This window comes from Stenotrophomonas nitritireducens, assembly GCF_001431425.1.
Classification (GTDB): Bacteria; Pseudomonadota; Gammaproteobacteria; order Xanthomonadales; family Xanthomonadaceae; genus Stenotrophomonas; species Stenotrophomonas nitritireducens.
In genome coordinates, this window is record NZ_LDJG01000033.1 from 30,978 (window position 1) to 44,924 (window position 13,947).

Here is a 13,947-nt window from a genome sequence, read left to right on the forward strand (position 1 = left end):
GGCAGAAAACGTCAGCGTGCTGCCGGTTGCCGGGGTATCGGCACCTCCGCCGGTGACTGCGCTGCTCAGGGCGGCGCCGGTCACCGTACGCGAGGTGACGGCGGCCTGCGGAGCCACGGCCGCCGCGCTGGCGGCGGTGTCGACGCGGTTCCAGTTGCCCAGCGACTTGATGTTGGCGTTGGCGATCTGGGCGATGTCGATCGTCTGGCCCTGGTCGGCACCGATCTGGAAGGCCTGCGCCTGGAACGTACCGTCCAGCAGCTTGGTGCCGTTGAAGTTGGTCTGCTCGGCCACGCGCTGGATCTCGGCCTTCAGCAGCTGCACTTCGGCGTTCAGCGCCTGGCGGTCGGAATCGGAGTTGGTGGCGTTGCGCGACTGCACCGACAGTTCGCGGATGCGCTGCAGGTTGTTGCCGATTTCGGTCAGCGCGCCTTCGGCGGTCTGCGCCAGCGAGATGCCGTCGTTGGCGTTGCGCGCAGCCTGGTTCATGCCGCGGATCTGGGTGCTGAAGCGCTCGGAGATCGCCAGACCGGCGGCATCGTCCTTGGCGCTGTTGATGCGCAGGCCCGAGGACAGGCGCTGGATGCTGGTGGCCAGGTTGGTGCCGCTCGTGTTCAGGTTGCGCTGAGCATTGAGCGACATGATGTTGGTGTTGATGACTTGTGCCATGATTCGGGCTTCCTGTTTGGCGTTGGAACCGGCAGTTCACCTGACCGGTACTGGGTGCAGTGGGGCGGGGTGTAGGAGCCGTAGCACCGCTGCTGATACCAATAACGGCCGGATGCCGGGCAGCTTTAGCGTGTCGTTGCACGGCACCGTGGCGACCGCGGGCATCCAACAGGAAACGGCGCGTTGGGGCAGGCCCCCAACGCGCCGTTTTTGTAGTTGTCCCGCCCGGGTGCGATCAACGCACGCCGCGGGCGGGAAGCATGCGAACCAATCGACACGTCTCGCCGCCTCCTGCTTCGGCCTGGAAGGGTAGACAGGCGAGCAGGGACATCTGCGCTGCCACGGGCGCTGTTTACATGGCGCGGCGGCCGCGCGCCGCCTGCTTGGATTCCCCTGCCATGACGGAATGTTTTCCGCCCTGAAAACGCGAAGGCCCTGGACAAGCCAGGGCCTTCGCGGCGGAACTGCGGTGCCTTACTTGAGCAGGCTGAGCACGCTCTGCGGCACCTGGTTGGCCTGGGCCAGCATCGCGGTACCGGCCTGTTGCAGGATCTGCGTGCGGGTCAGCTCGGCGGTTTCCACCGCGTAGTCGGTATCGCGGATGCGGCTGCGGGCGGCCGTCAGGTTTTCCGACGAAGTGTTCAGGTTCGCGATGGTGGAGGTGAAGCGGTTCTGGACCGCGCCCAGATCCGCGCGGGCCGAGTTGATGGACTGCAGGGCAGCGTCCATGGCCGCCAGCGCGTTGTCCGCGCCCAGCGCGCTGGTCACATCCAGGTCGGCAAAACCGGTTTCGGCGGCGCCGGCTACCCAGCTGGTACCCACGGTCACCACCGGCGGCAATGCCGGATCCATGACGCCGGTGAGCCCCTCGGTCAAGCCGGTGTTGGCGAGCAGGTCGGCGGCGGTGCCGGTGCCAGCCGGGGCTACCGAGAAATTCCCGCTCAACGAGGCCAGCTGCAGCTTGCCGGTGGCATCCAGCGAGGCGGTGACGCCGGTGTTGTAACTCTGGTTGTTGATGGCCTTGACCAGATCGCTGGCGCGCTGGCCGGCGCCGCCGGCGGCGGGGAAGTCGATGGTGGCGGTGCCCTTGGAACCGGCGATGACGAAGCTGCCGGCACCGAGCGTGCTGGTGTTGACCGGCGTGATGTTGAGCATGCCGGCGTTGCCGGGCGTGGTACCGCCGATGGTGACGGCCGCGCCGGTGGAATCCACCAGCTGCAGGCGGCCATTGACGTTGGAGGCGGTGATGTTGCCCAGCGCGGCGGCGTTGGCCGGAAGCGCCTTGGCGGCGTTGAACGCGGTGATCAGCGCATCGACACCGTCGGAGGCGGTAGCGCCGCCGGCGCTGACGATACCGACTCCATTGATGCTGAACTCGCCGGCCGCAACCGTACCGAACGTGGGGGTACCCGGGACTCCCGGAGCGTAATCCGTGCCGGCAGTCTGGGTGACGGTCGGCAGGGCGGTGACGGTGGTGTTGCTGCCTGCAGCGAAGTTGTTCACGGTAATGGCCCCGGATGCGGCGCCCGTGATGTCGTTGGTGATGACGATGCTGCCACCGGAGTCCATGGCGGTAGCGCCGGTGAGCTGGCCATTGATTGCATCCCTCAGCGCGCCGATATCGGTGTAGTTGCCGTCGAGGGTAATCGTCTGCGCCGTTCCGCTGCCGATGGTCACGTCAAACGTGACGGTGCCATCGGTCGCGAAATCCGCAATGAAGGTGGAGGCGGCGAACGTGGCCTTGCTGCCGGTTGCCGGGGTTGGGGTGCCGACACCGGACGCTGCGGCCAGGACCGTGCCGGTCATCGTGGTGGTACCGCCCGATGCGGTCGCGGCGACGCCCGCCATGCCCGCCGGCGTATCCACGCGGTTCCAGTTGCCCAGCGCCTTGATGTTGGCGTTGGCGATCTGGGCGATGTTGATGACCTGGCCCTGGTCGGCGCCGACCTGGAACGCCTGGTTCATGAAGCTGCCGTTGAGCAACGGGGTGCCATTGAAATTGGTCTCTTCGGCCACGCGCTGGATTTCGGCCTTCAGCAGCTGCACTTCGGCGTCCAGCGCCATGCGGTCGGAACTGGAATTGGTGGCGTTGCGCGACTGCACCGCCAGTTCGCGGATGCGCTGCAGGTTGTTGCTGATCTCGCCAAGCGCGCCTTCGGCGGTCTGCGCCAGCGAGATGCCGTCGTTGGCATTGCGCGCGGCCTGGTTCATGCCGCGGATCTGGGTGGTGAAGCGTTCGGAAATGGCCAGCCCGGCGGCGTCATCCTTGGCGCTGTTGATGCGCAGGCCCGAGGACAGACGCTGGATGCTGGTGGCCAGTGCGCCGCCGCTGGTGTTCAAGTTGCGCTGGGCGTTCAGCGACATGATGTTGGTGTTGATGATCTGTGCCATGGGACTTCTCCGTTGTGCTCGGGTCTTGCCTGATAAGGGAAAGCAGTGCTTCTGCGTTGGTCTGGATCAGCGGATCATGTTGAACAGCGACATGGACTGCATCTGCGTGAAAAGGGTCTGTGCGGCCTGCAGGGCGGCGCTCTCGAGCTTGTACTGGCCGATGGCCTCGGCGTAGTCGAGGTCGCGCAGCTGCGAGAGCGAATCTTTCAGGGTGATGGCATTGGCCTCGCGCAGCGAGGCGGCGTTGTCGATGGCGCCCAGTTGCGCGCCGCCGGATGCGCGCGAATCGATCAGCTTTTCCGATGCGCGGGCCACGTCGCGCAGGCTGGACTGCAGCAGGTTCTGCTGCGCGGTGCGCCCGGCGAGAGTGGAGGCATCCATTTCCAGGGCCTGCGCCAGACGTTCGAGAGTGGCGAACACATCGCGGTTGCCGGCCGTACCGACGTTGAATTCGTCGTTGGCGTCCGGGGTGCCGTTCAGGCGCACGCGCAGGCCCTGGAACACGATGTCCTCGCCCGGGACATAGGTGCCGCCGCCGACCACGTTGCTGCCGGCATCGACGATTTCATAGGTATCCGGCGCGGTGAAACGCAGGGTCCATGATTCTCCGTTCCAGTTGGCCGAGCCGTCGCGGCCGATGTCGGTCAGCACTGCCTGGCCGGTATTGCCGCTGGCGGCATTGCCGTCGACGATGCCGTCCCCGGTACGGACGCGCATGAATATTTCGCTTCCTGGCAATGCGTCCTGGACGAAGGTGCCCGGCGCGATTTCCACCTGGCGCTGGGTCTGGTCGCCGTTGTAGGCGACGCTGCCGCCTGCCGCAATGAACGGCGCCGCTCCGTCGGCGGCGCCGCCGAACAGGAAGCGCCCGTTGCCGTCGGTGCTGTTGGCCAGCGACAGCAGCGAATCACGGATCGAGCGCAGCTCGGCGGCCGAGCTCTTGCGGTCGGCCGCCGACAGCGCGGCGTTGTTGGCCTGGATCGTCAGTTCGGATACGCGCTGCAGCAGTTCGCCGGCCTGGGCCAGTGCGTTTTCCTGCAGCCCGAGCCGGTTCTGCGCGGTTGCCGCGTTCGAACCCAGCTGGGTCAGTTCGGCCAGGATGCGGTCCATGCCCACCGCCGTGCCCGAAGCGACCGGATCGTCCTTGGCCGAGACGATCTTCTGCCCGGTGGCGAGCTGGCGTTCCAGATGATTGAGCTTGCTCTGCCGGGCGAGCATCAGGAACACCGACTGGTCGTACATCATGCCGCTGGAGATACGGTTGTTCATCAGCCCACCGCCCGCAGGATCGACTGGAACATGGTGTCGGCCGTGGATATCAGCTGCGAGGCGGCCTGGTAGGCCTGTTGCAGGCGGAGCATGTCCGCCGCTTCCTCGTCCAGGTTCACGCCGGAGATCGAGTCGCGCGTGGCCTGCGCGTTCTCGTTGATGGCCTGCTGCGCCTGCAGCGAATAGTCGGCCGCACGCGCGGCCGCGCCGATCTGCGTGGTCAGGCCGCCACGCGCACCGTTGAGGGTGACCGTGCCGCCGTTGAAGGCCTTTGCGTCCTCGACCTGGGCCATGCGCGAGGCGTTGCCGTTGTCGCTGGAACCGGCCGGCGTGCGCGATACGGCGAAGGTGTCGCCCGCGGCCGGCTTGCCGTCGAGCACCAGGCTCCAGCCATTGACGCTGATGGTCTGGCCGGGCGTGTAGGGAAGGGGAGCGCCGCCATTGATGGTGTAGTGGTCGGCATCGATGAAGTCGATGCTGACCGGATCGAGCAGGGCGCCATCGGCGGCATCGGTGACGTCGAGCTTGCCGGCCACGCCGGTACCGATGTTGCCCAGGTCGGCCTTGACCCGCACCGGGTTGGCGGCGGCGATGCGCGACGGATCGGTGATCGCCACGGCCAGGCCGCCGGGAGCCGCGGCGGTGGGCTGCACCAGGAAGCGGTCATTCATGGCCGGCGTGCCGCTGACCACCAGTTCGATGCCGTTGACCACGAACGGGTCGGCGGCGGTGCCGCTGCCGGCCAGCGGTACCTGGACGCCGGTGTCCGGGCGCGTGGCCACCCAGTTGCTGCCGTCGAAGCGCAGCTGCAGGTTCTGGCCATCCAGCGCCGAGAGATCGCCATAGCTGGCGGCGATGCTGGCCGTGCTGGTGTTGCTGTTGCCGCTGTGCGCGGAGACCTTCGGCGGGGCCAGGGTGAAGAAGTCCACGCCCATGTCGCCATACAGGTCCACGCCTTCGCGATGGCTTTCGTTGAACGCCTGCGCCAACCCCACCGCGATGCGGCCGAGTTCGGCCTGCGCCGGGGTCAGCACGGTGTCGCGGAATTCGAGCAGGCCGCCGATGCTGCCGCCCAGCGCCTTGCCGTCCAGGACGATGGTCTGGCCCTGGGTCCGGAGCGCCAGCTGCAGGCGCTCGGGCTGGTAGGGATCGGCCACGGTGGTGACCTGCGAGGCGGTGCCGCCCACCACCAGCGCCTGGCCGCCGGCCGAGTACACGTTCATGATGCCGCCGTCCTGGATGACGGCGGTGCCACCGGTGAAGCCCACCAGTTGCGTGATCAACTGGTCGCGGCGGTCGAGCAGGTCCGGCGCGGCACGATTGGCGTCGCTGCCGATGGCGATGTTGAGCTGCGCGATCTCCCGGGTCAGGCGGTTGATCTCGCCGGTGCCGGCGACCAGGCCGTTGTTGACCTCATGGCCGAGGGAATCCAGGTTGCCGGCCAGCTGCCTGAAGCGATTGACCAGGTCGTTGGCGTTGTCGAGCATGCTGCGCCGGTCGGCGGTTCCGGCGGCATTGGCCGACAGGCCGCTGACGGAATCGAAGAAGTTGGACCAGATGCCGTTGAGGTTGGTCGCACTGTCGGAAAACAGCGCATCCACCCGGTCGGCCAGCCCCGACAGCTGCTGCAGGCGCGCCAGTTCGCCATTGCTGTCGAGCAGGCGCGAGATCGCCAGTTGGTCGGCGACACGGCGGATGTCGGTGATCCTGGTGCCGTTGCCGACGTCGCCGTACCCCATGTCGGTGGGATTGCGCGTGGCGAAATCGACCTTCTGCCGGCTGTAGCCGTCGGTCTTGATGTTGGCCACGTTGTGGCTGACGGTCGCCAGCGCCCGCTGGAAGGCGATGAGGGCACTGCTACCGGTGGAGAGGACGCTGGACATCGGGATCTATCTCAACGGCGGGTGATGCCGGACAGGCCGGCGGCTTGGGCGAAGCTCTGGCCGAGGCGGGCGCCGGCCTGGCCGATGGCGGCCACGGCGCGGTCGATGGTCGGACCTGCGGCGATGGCGGCGATCTTGGCGGCGTAGCCCGGATCGGTGGCGTAACCGGCACGTTGCAAGCCCTGTGCAAAACCGCGCACGTCGCTGCCGGCCTTGAGCGCGGCCTGGTAGCGCGGGCTGTTCTTGAGCATGCGCACGTAGTCGCCGAAGCTCTCGGCCGCCGAGCCATAGGCGCGGAACCGCGCGGTCTGGCTCTGGCGCTGCCCATCGACGTATTCGTGGGTCGCGGCGGTGGCGCTCTCGCCCTTCCAGCCGCTGGCCTTGATGCCGAACAGGTTGTGGCTGCTGGCGCCGTTGTCGCGCTTGATGTGGCGGCGGCCCCAGCCGGTCTCCAGCGCCGCCTGCGCGACCAGGGCGCGCGGATCGACGCCGAGTTCGCGCGCGGCCCGCTCGGCATGCGGCCAGATGCTGGCGACGAAGCCTTCCGGTGTGTGCTTGCCGAACTGGTCGGCGGCGGCATCGGCCGAGGCCATTTCCACGGCGCCGTTGCCGGCGCTGGCCGGGCCGACGCCGCTCCAGCGGTCGTTGCCCATGGCCCAGTCGGCCGCCGGCGCCGGCCCGGGGCTTGCGCCACGGCCGCCGATCGCCGCATGCAGGCTGCCGCTGTCGCGGCCGGCGATCAGGTCCAGCAGCGGTTGCTCCGGGATGGCCGGCTCGTCGCCGGTCATGGCCGCCAGCGGATCGGCTGCCATCGCCGCCGCCGGCAATGCCGATGGCGCCGGAGCCGGCGCCAGCAACCGGTAGGCCTGCGCGGCCTGGGCCGCCGGGCGCAGCGAGGTGTCCACCGGCGGCGGCGCGGTCTGTTCGCTGCCCCCCAGCTGGCGCGCGATCATCGCCGACAGCCCCAGCCCACGGCCCTTGGTCATCGCCTCGGCGATGCGCTGGTCGTACATCTCGCGGAACATCTGGTTCTCGCCGGGAAACAGCGAATCGCCGAAGCTGGCCGCGCGCATGCTCTTGATCAGCATCTGCGCGAACTGGCCTTCGAGCTGGCGCGAGACCTTGTCGATCTTCGCCGGGTCGTTGGCTACGACCGCGTTCAGCTCCAGCGACGGGGCGGCGATGCGCATGATCAGATCACCTCCAGCTCGGCGCCCAGCGCGCCGGCCTGCTTGAGGGCTTCCAGGATCGCGATCAGGTCGCCGGGTGCGGCGCCGACCTCGTTCACCGCACGCACGATCTCGTCCAGCGTGGTGCCGCCGTCGAAACGGAACATGCGGCTGCCTTCGTTGGTCGCGGTGATGGTGGACTGCGGCGCGGCCACGGTCTGGCCGCCGCCGAAGGCATTGGGCTGGCTGATCTGGGTGGCCTCGCTGACGGTCACCGTCAGCGATCCGTGCGCGATCGCGGCCGGGCTGACCCGTACCTGCGAACCGATCACCACGGTGCCGGTGCGCGAATTGACCACCACCCGCGCCGGCGCGGTGCCGGGCGACAGTTCGATGTTCTCGATGCGCGCCAGCAGGCCGATGCGCGCGCCCTGGTCGCTCGGCGCCTGCACCGCCACGGTGACGCCGTCGACGGCGCGCGCGGCGCCCTCGCCGAAGGCGTTGTTCACCGCCGCGACCATGCGCGCGACGGTGGTGAAATCGTTCTGGTGCAGGTTCAGGGTGATCTCGCCGCTGGCGCCGAACACGTCGGGCAGGGCGCGCTCGACCGTCGCGCCGCCGGGAATGCGGCCGACGCTGGGCACGTTCACCGACACCCGCGAACCGTCCTTGCCCTGCGCGCCGAAACCGCCCACCACCAGGTTGCCCTGGGCGAGGGCATAGACCTGCCCGTCGGCGCCCTTGAGCGGTGCCATCAGCAGCGAACCGCCGCGCAGCGAGATCGCGTTGCCGATGGAGGAGACGGTGATGTCGATGGTCTGGCCGGGCTTGGCGAACGGCGGCAGTTCGGCATGGATCGCCACCGCGGCCACGTTCTTGAGCTGCGGATTGACGTTCGGCGGAACATTGACGCCCAGTTCGCCGAGCATGTTCTTCAGGCTCTGCACGGTGAACGGCGCCTGGCTGGTGCGGTCGCCGCTGCCGTCCAGGCCGACGACAAGGCCGTAGCCCACCAGCGCGTTGCCGCGCACGCCGCCGACCTGGGCCAGGTCCTTGATGCGCTCGGCCTGCGCCGGCAGGGCACAGGCGGCCACCAGCAGCAGGGCGGTGGCGTGGCGCAGGAATGCGGGAATCGTCATGGCCATGCTCAGAACGGCGCCAGCGCCGAGTTGAAGAAGCGGCCCAGCCAGCCCATCGCGTTGGACTGCGCCACCGCGCCGCGGCCGCCGTAGGCGATGCGCGCGTCGGCGACCTTGCTGGAGGGGATGGTGTTGTCGGTGGCGATGTCGGCCGAGCGCACGACGCCCTGGATCTGCACCAGCTCGTCGCCCTGGTTCAGGCGCAGGTCCTTCTGGCCCTGCACCACCAGGTTGCCGTTGGGCAGGCGCTGGACCACGGTCACGGTCACGCTGCCCTGCAGGCGGTTGCTCTGCGCGCTGCTGCCCTTGCCGTTGAAGTCGCGTTCGCCGCTGGCGCTGGCGGCCAGCACGTCCTTGCCGCCCAGGGTCACCGGCGCACCGAACAGGCTCGGCGAGCCGATGTTCATGCTCGACTTCTTGCCGATGGCGGTGTTGGCGCTGGTGGTGGCCGAGGTGCTTTCGACCAGGGTGATGGTCAGCAGGTCGCCGACGTCGCGGGCGCGGCGGTCGCCATAGAGATTCAGCCCCGGGCCGGCGGCGTAGATCGCGCCGGCGCTGGGTTCGGCCGAGGGCGCGACCACCGGCACCACCGGCGCCATGGCCGGATAGGGGCGTACGTCGCCGGCGACCACGCAGCCGGCCAGCAGCACCAGGCTGCCGGCGGCGCAGGAGAGACGAAGGGCGTTGGACAGGCGGGCCATGGCGGGTTCCGTAATCGGCACGATCAGACGTTGTTGTTGAGGTAGCCGAGCATCGAGTCGGTGGTGGAGATGGCCTTGGCGTTCATCTCGTAGGCGCGCTGGGTCTCGATCATCGACACCAGCTCTTCCACCACGTTGACGTTGCTGCCTTCCAGCGCGCCCTGCACGATGCCGCCCAGGCCGTTGAGGCCGGGGGTGCCGTTCTGCGCGGGACCGGAGGCCGTGGTCTCCAGGTAAAGGTTCTCGCCCTTGGCCTGCAGGCCGGCGGGATTGATGAAGTCGGTCAGGGTCAGCGAGCCGATCTCGACCGACGCCGCATCGCCTGCCATCTTCACGCTGACCGTGCCGTCCGCGCCGATGGTCAGCGACTGCGCGCCTTCGGGGATCTGGATGCCGGGCTGCACCGGGTAACCGCTGTTGGTGACCAGTTCGCCCTGCGGGCTCATCTGGAAACTGCCGTCGCGGGTATAGGCCGAACTGCCGTCGGGCAGCATCACCTCGAAGAAGCCGCGGCCGTTGACCATCACGTCCAGGGCACGGCCGGTCTGCTGCTGGCCGCCCTGCTGGAAGTTCTTGGAAGTCGCCACCACGCGCACGCCGGTACCCAGCTGCAGGCCGGTCGGCAACTGCGTCTGCGCCGAGGACGAACCGCCGGGCTGCCGCACCTGCTGGTACAGCAGGTCCTCGAAACTGGCGCGGTCCTGCTTGAAGCCGGTGGTGTTGGTGTTGGCCAGGTTGTTGGAGACGACGGACATGCGCGTCTGCTGCGCATCCAGGCCGGTCTTGGCGACCCACAATGCCTGATTCATGAGCGGTTCCTCTGCTGCTGGTGCCGGCCTTCAGGGCCTTTGCAGGATGTAATGCATGCGGTGTGCCAGAACCGCGCGCCAATCGGCCGGCGCGGCGGCATCAGCCGTTCAGGCGCAGCAGCGTGTTGGCGCTGCGCGCGTTCTCGTCGCCGTGCTTGATGACCTTCACCTGCATCTCGAACTGGCGCTGCAGCTGGATCATCTGCACCAGCGCGCCGGCGGCGTCGACGTTGCTGGACTCGAGCATGCCGCTGTCCAGCGCCTTGCCCTGGACCTGGGCGAAGGGCTGCAGCGGATCGGTATTGCGCATCAATCCGTCCAGCCCGCGCTGCAGCCTGTCGTCAGGCGCCTGCACCACGCGCAGCCGCCCGACCATGGCCATGGTCTGCGGGCCTTCGCCCAGCGGGATGACCGACAGGGTGCCGTCGTGGCCGATCTCGATGGCCTGGTGCGGCGGCACCGCCACCGGGTTGCCGTTCTCGTCGAGCACGGCATTGCCCTCGGCGGTGACGAGCATGCCGTTGGGGGTAAGCGTCAATGCGCCGGCGCGGGTATAGGCCTCCCCGCCCTCGCGCGACTGCACGGCCAGCCAACTGCCCGGCTGCAGCGACAGGTCCAGCGCATTGCCGGTGATCTGCTGCGCGCCGACGCGGCGGTTGAAGCCGGCGTCCACGTGCAGGGCGTCGATGCGCGAGGCATATCCCTGGCCCTGGACCGGGAAGGCCTCGGTGTTGGCCAGCGCTTCCTTGAAACCGGGCGTATCGGAGTTGGCCAGGTTGTGGGAAACGGTGGCCTGCGCCTGCAGCGAGGCGCGGGCGCCGGTCATGGCGACATAGAGGGCTTTGTCCATCGGGGGCGGGGACCAGGGAAAGGGAAGTCGGGAACGAGCTGGTGCCGGGAGTGGCAGAAGCGGGGCCGGGGCAGGGCGGGGAAAGCCCCCGCTGCTTCATTCCCCGCTCCCGCCTTCTCCGGCTCAGCGGATGTTGATCACCGTCTGGGTGATCTGGTCCTGGGTCGAGAGCATCTGCGCGTTGGCCTGGAAGTTGCGCTGCGCGGTGATCATGTTCACCAGCTGCTGGGTCAGGTCGACGGTGGAGGCTTCCAGCGAACCGGCCTGGACCTGGCCCAGATCCGAACTGCCCGGCGCACCGACGCGCGGCGTGCCGGAGGCGTAGGTTTCCGACCACAGGTTGTTGCCCTGGCTCAGCAGCCCCTGCGGGTTGTTGAAGTTGGTCAGCGCGACCTGGCCCAACGCGGTGTCCACGCCGTTGGAATAGCGCGCGTAGACCACGCCCTGTTCGGAGATGTTGATCTCGTTGAGCTTGCCCGAGGCGTAGCCGTCCTGCCCGGTGTTGTACTGGTTGAACTTCTCGCCGTACTGGGTCGAGCCGGAGATGTCCAGGTTCATGGTCAGCTGGCCGGCGCCGGTGCTCGGCGTGAAGGTGCCCAGATTGATCTTGCCGTCGGTCGGCGAGACCAGCGCGCCGCTGTCGGAGAACTGCAGCAGGGTGGGAGCGCCGATCACCGCCGGGACCGGCGGCGTGGCATCGGGGTCGGCCGGCACGCTGCCGTTGTTGACCGGCACGCCGTCCACGAAGTTGTAGACCTCCCATTCGTTGGGGGTGGCGGTCTTGACGAAATACGAGGTCTGCACGTGGCCGACGCCCAGCGAGTCGAACACGGTGATGCCGCCGCTGGAGAAGTTGTAGCTGTTGCTGCTGGCCGGGTCGAACGGGGTGATCGTCGGCTCCTTGGTGTTGGCCGGCAGGGTGAAGGCAAGCTCGAGGCGGCTGGTCGGACGCGGCGGGCTGTCGCTGCTGAGCAGGCGCAGATCGGCCAGCGCACCGTCAAAGCGCGTGCCATCGGCGCTGGGAGAGTAGACCTGCAGGCGCGCGCCCTGCGGGTTGGTCACGTAGCCGTTCTTGTCGGGCTGGAAGTTGCCGGCGCGCGAATAGACACGCGTGCCGTTCATGTTGAGGGTGAAGAAACCCTCGCCCTCGATGGCCAGGTCCAGGCTGCGGCCGGTCTGGTCGATGTTGCCCTGCGAGAACTGCTGGGCGACGTTGGTCAGGCGCACGCCCGAACCGATGGCGTTGTTGCGCAGGCCGTAGCCGGTGGAGTTGAGCACGTCGGCGAACTCGGCGCGCGACTCCTTGAAGCCGACGGTGTTGACGTTGGCGATGTTGTTGGCGGTGACGTTCAGGTCAGCGTTGGCGGCGCTGATGCCGGACAGGGAAGTATTGAAGCCCATGGCGAAACTCCTGGGAAATCCGTGTAAGAGGGGCTCAGCTGACGCGGAGCACGTAGTCGAGCGGGGCCGTGCCCAGCCCCTTGAGGTTCAGGTAGAGCCCATCCGAACCGACGGTCACGCTCTCCACGCCGGCCTGCACATAGGTGCCGAGCTTGCTCTGCTTGCCGCTGGCATCGGTGTAGGTGGCGGCGATGCTGTAGGTGCCAGCCGGCATGCGCTTGCCGTTGGCGTCGGTGCCGTCCCACTGGAAGGATTTTTCGCCGGCCGCCTCGGCCGGGACGCTCAGTTGGGTGACCTTGTTGCCGTTGGCGTCGGTGATGTCGACGGTGATGCTGCCGGCGCCCGGCGCCGCCACGGTACCGCCGGTTTCGCCCTCGTCGCCGAGCACGAACTTGGCCGATGGCACCAGCACGTCGTGGCCGATCATGGCCGCGCCCCGCAGGATCTGGTCGCCGGCCATCGACTCCTGGAAACCGCTGACGGTCTTGTTCAGGTCGCTGAGGCCCTGCACCGTGGACAGCTGCGCCATCTGCGCGACCATCTGGCTGTTGTCCATCGGCTTGAGCGGATCCTGGTGCTGCAGCTGGGTGGTCATCAGCCGCAGGAAATCGGCTTGGTCCAGCGCGTCCTTCTTCTTGGTGTTCTGCGCGGCCGGGGCAGTGAGGCCCAGCGCGCCGAACAGGTCGCTATTGGTGTTGATGCTGCTCATGACGGAGTCCTGTGGCGGCCGGCTCAGCGGCCCATGGTCAGGGTGGCCAGGGTGAGTTCCTTGGCGGTGTTGAGCATCTCCACGCCGGCCTGGTAATTGCGCGAGGTGGAAATGAGGTTGACCATCTGCGCCACCGGGTCGATGTCCGGCGAGTAGACATAGCCCTCGCCGTCGGCCAGCGGATGGTTGGGCTCGTAGCGTTTGATCGGCGCCGCCTCGCTCTGGACGATCTGCTTGACCTCCACCCCAGTCAGGCGCGGGTCTTCGCGGCTGGTGACCGCCTGGAAAATCGGCTCCAGCGGTTTGTAGACCGCCTCCGCCGAACCGGCGACGGTGTCCGCGTTGGACAGGTTGGAGGCGATGGTGCTCATGCGCACCGACTGCGCCTGCAGCGCCGAACCGGCGATGTCGAAGATGGGCAGGTTGCTCACGGCGTTCTCCCTTACTGGCCGGTGATCGCGGTGGTCAGGGTGCGCACCTTCGATTCGACGAAGCTCAGCGAGGCGCGGTACTCCAGCGCGGCGCGGCCATAGGCGGCGCGCTCGGCATCCGGATCAACGGTGTTGCCATCCAGGCTCGGCTGCACGCCGGGGCGCAGCACCTGGAACGGATTGAGGCCGTCGCCGCCGATGCGGTAATGCTGTTCGGCGGTGGTCGCCAGCAGGCCGTTGCCGTCCAGCCCCTGGGCATTGCGCAGGGCGGCATCGAAGTCCAGGTCGCGGGCCTTGTAGCCCGGCGTGTCGGCATTGGCCAGATTGCCGGCGATCAGCTTCATGCGCTGTTCGCGCAACGGCATGGCCTGGGCATGGACGCCCAGATAGTTGGAAATCAGATTGGGCATGGCGCGCCTCCCCGGGGGAACGATGCCCGGGAGGCTGCAAGCGGTGTGCCAGAACCGCAGGAACGGGGGAGGGGGGCCGGGAACGCCCGCATGCGGGGCGGTCCCTGGATCTATGA

11 protein-coding genes and 3 pseudogenes are annotated in these 13,947 nt (G+C 68.1%); all 14 read right to left on the reverse strand.

What is annotated here, in order from left to right:
* Window positions 1-39: 39 nt before the first annotated feature.
* A pseudogene (locus ABB22_RS18820) lies at window positions 40-669 on the reverse strand (flagellin N-terminal helical domain-containing protein); the annotation flags it as partial.
* A 474-nt stretch (window positions 670-1,143) separates the two neighbouring features.
* Window positions 1,144-1,791 (reverse strand): annotated as a pseudogene (locus ABB22_RS19060) (flagellin); the annotation flags it as partial.
* A gap of 791 nt (window positions 1,792-2,582) precedes the next feature.
* Window positions 2,583-3,060: pseudogene (locus ABB22_RS18645) on the reverse strand (flagellin N-terminal helical domain-containing protein); the annotation flags it as partial.
* A gap of 66 nt (window positions 3,061-3,126) precedes the next feature.
* On the reverse strand, window positions 3,127-4,329 hold the full coding sequence (gene flgL / locus ABB22_RS16510) for a flagellar hook-associated protein FlgL (RefSeq protein WP_055769050.1): 1,203 nt from the start codon (window positions 4,327-4,329) through the stop codon (window positions 3,127-3,129).
* Entirely contained in the window at window positions 4,329-6,212 is a 1,884-nt protein-coding gene (gene flgK / locus ABB22_RS16515; RefSeq protein WP_055769053.1) for a flagellar hook-associated protein FlgK, read from the reverse strand. Before flgK ends, flgL begins: the two co-directional genes overlap by 1 nt.
* 11 nt (window positions 6,213-6,223) lie before the next feature.
* Window positions 6,224-7,402 carry a flagellar assembly peptidoglycan hydrolase FlgJ gene (flgJ, locus tag ABB22_RS16520; RefSeq protein ID WP_055769057.1) on the reverse strand — a complete coding sequence of 393 codons (1,179 nt, stop codon included), beginning with the start codon at window positions 7,400-7,402 and terminating at the stop codon, window positions 6,224-6,226.
* Between the two features lie 2 nt (window positions 7,403-7,404).
* Entirely contained in the window at window positions 7,405-8,520 is a 1,116-nt protein-coding gene (locus ABB22_RS16525; protein WP_235504293.1) for a flagellar basal body P-ring protein FlgI, read from the reverse strand.
* 8 nt (window positions 8,521-8,528) lie between these two features.
* Entirely contained in the window at window positions 8,529-9,221 is a 693-nt protein-coding gene (gene flgH, locus ABB22_RS16530) for a flagellar basal body L-ring protein FlgH (protein ID WP_055769061.1), read from the reverse strand.
* Between the two features lie 23 nt (window positions 9,222-9,244).
* Window positions 9,245-10,030, reverse strand: a complete 786-nt coding sequence (gene flgG / locus ABB22_RS16535) for a flagellar basal-body rod protein FlgG (RefSeq protein WP_055769066.1) — start codon at window positions 10,028-10,030, stop codon at window positions 9,245-9,247.
* 100 nt (window positions 10,031-10,130) lie between these two features.
* Window positions 10,131-10,880 (reverse strand): flagellar basal body rod protein FlgF, encoded by a 750-nt coding sequence (locus tag ABB22_RS16540; RefSeq protein ID WP_055769069.1) that lies wholly within the window; start codon window positions 10,878-10,880, stop codon window positions 10,131-10,133.
* Between the two features lie 123 nt (window positions 10,881-11,003).
* Window positions 11,004-12,281, reverse strand: a complete 1,278-nt coding sequence (gene flgE, locus ABB22_RS16545) for a flagellar hook protein FlgE (protein ID WP_055769071.1) — start codon at window positions 12,279-12,281, stop codon at window positions 11,004-11,006.
* A gap of 34 nt (window positions 12,282-12,315) precedes the next feature.
* On the reverse strand, window positions 12,316-12,990 hold the full coding sequence (locus tag ABB22_RS16550) for a flagellar hook capping FlgD N-terminal domain-containing protein (protein ID WP_055769074.1): 675 nt from the start codon (window positions 12,988-12,990) through the stop codon (window positions 12,316-12,318).
* Between the two features lie 23 nt (window positions 12,991-13,013).
* Window positions 13,014-13,421: a flagellar basal body rod protein FlgC gene (flgC, locus tag ABB22_RS16555; protein ID WP_055769077.1), complete on the reverse strand. Its 408-nt coding sequence runs from the start codon at window positions 13,419-13,421 to the stop codon at window positions 13,014-13,016.
* 11 nt (window positions 13,422-13,432) lie between these two features.
* Window positions 13,433-13,831, reverse strand: coding sequence for a flagellar basal body rod protein FlgB (flgB, locus tag ABB22_RS16560; RefSeq protein ID WP_055769080.1), 399 nt, complete (start codon window positions 13,829-13,831; stop codon window positions 13,433-13,435).
* Between the last annotated feature and the right edge of the window lie 116 nt (window positions 13,832-13,947).

What these genes read in the sequence shown, in the direction of transcription:
- flgL (WP_055769050.1), bottom strand. Translation starts at nt 4,329, where the DNA reads ATGAACAACCGTATCTCCAGCGGCATGATGTACGACCAGTCGGTGTTC.
- flgK (WP_055769053.1), bottom strand. Translation starts at nt 6,212, where the DNA reads ATGTCCAGCGTCCTCTCCACCGGTAGCAGTGCCCTCATCGCCTTCCAG.
- flgJ (WP_055769057.1), bottom strand. Translation starts at nt 7,402, where the DNA reads ATGCGCATCGCCGCCCCGTCGCTGGAGCTGAACGCGGTCGTAGCCAAC.
- ABB22_RS16525 (WP_235504293.1), bottom strand. Translation starts at nt 8,520, where the DNA reads ATGACGATTCCCGCATTCCTGCGCCACGCCACCGCCCTGCTGCTGGTG.
- flgH (WP_055769061.1), bottom strand. Translation starts at nt 9,221, where the DNA reads ATGGCCCGCCTGTCCAACGCCCTTCGTCTCTCCTGCGCCGCCGGCAGC.
- flgG (WP_055769066.1), bottom strand. Translation starts at nt 10,030, where the DNA reads ATGAATCAGGCATTGTGGGTCGCCAAGACCGGCCTGGATGCGCAGCAG.
- ABB22_RS16540 (WP_055769069.1), bottom strand. Translation starts at nt 10,880, where the DNA reads ATGGACAAAGCCCTCTATGTCGCCATGACCGGCGCCCGCGCCTCGCTG.
- flgE (WP_055769071.1), bottom strand. Translation starts at nt 12,281, where the DNA reads ATGGGCTTCAATACTTCCCTGTCCGGCATCAGCGCCGCCAACGCTGAC.
- ABB22_RS16550 (WP_055769074.1), bottom strand. Translation starts at nt 12,990, where the DNA reads ATGAGCAGCATCAACACCAATAGCGACCTGTTCGGCGCGCTGGGCCTC.
- flgB (WP_055769080.1), bottom strand. Translation starts at nt 13,831, where the DNA reads ATGCCCAATCTGATTTCCAACTATCTGGGCGTCCATGCCCAGGCCATG.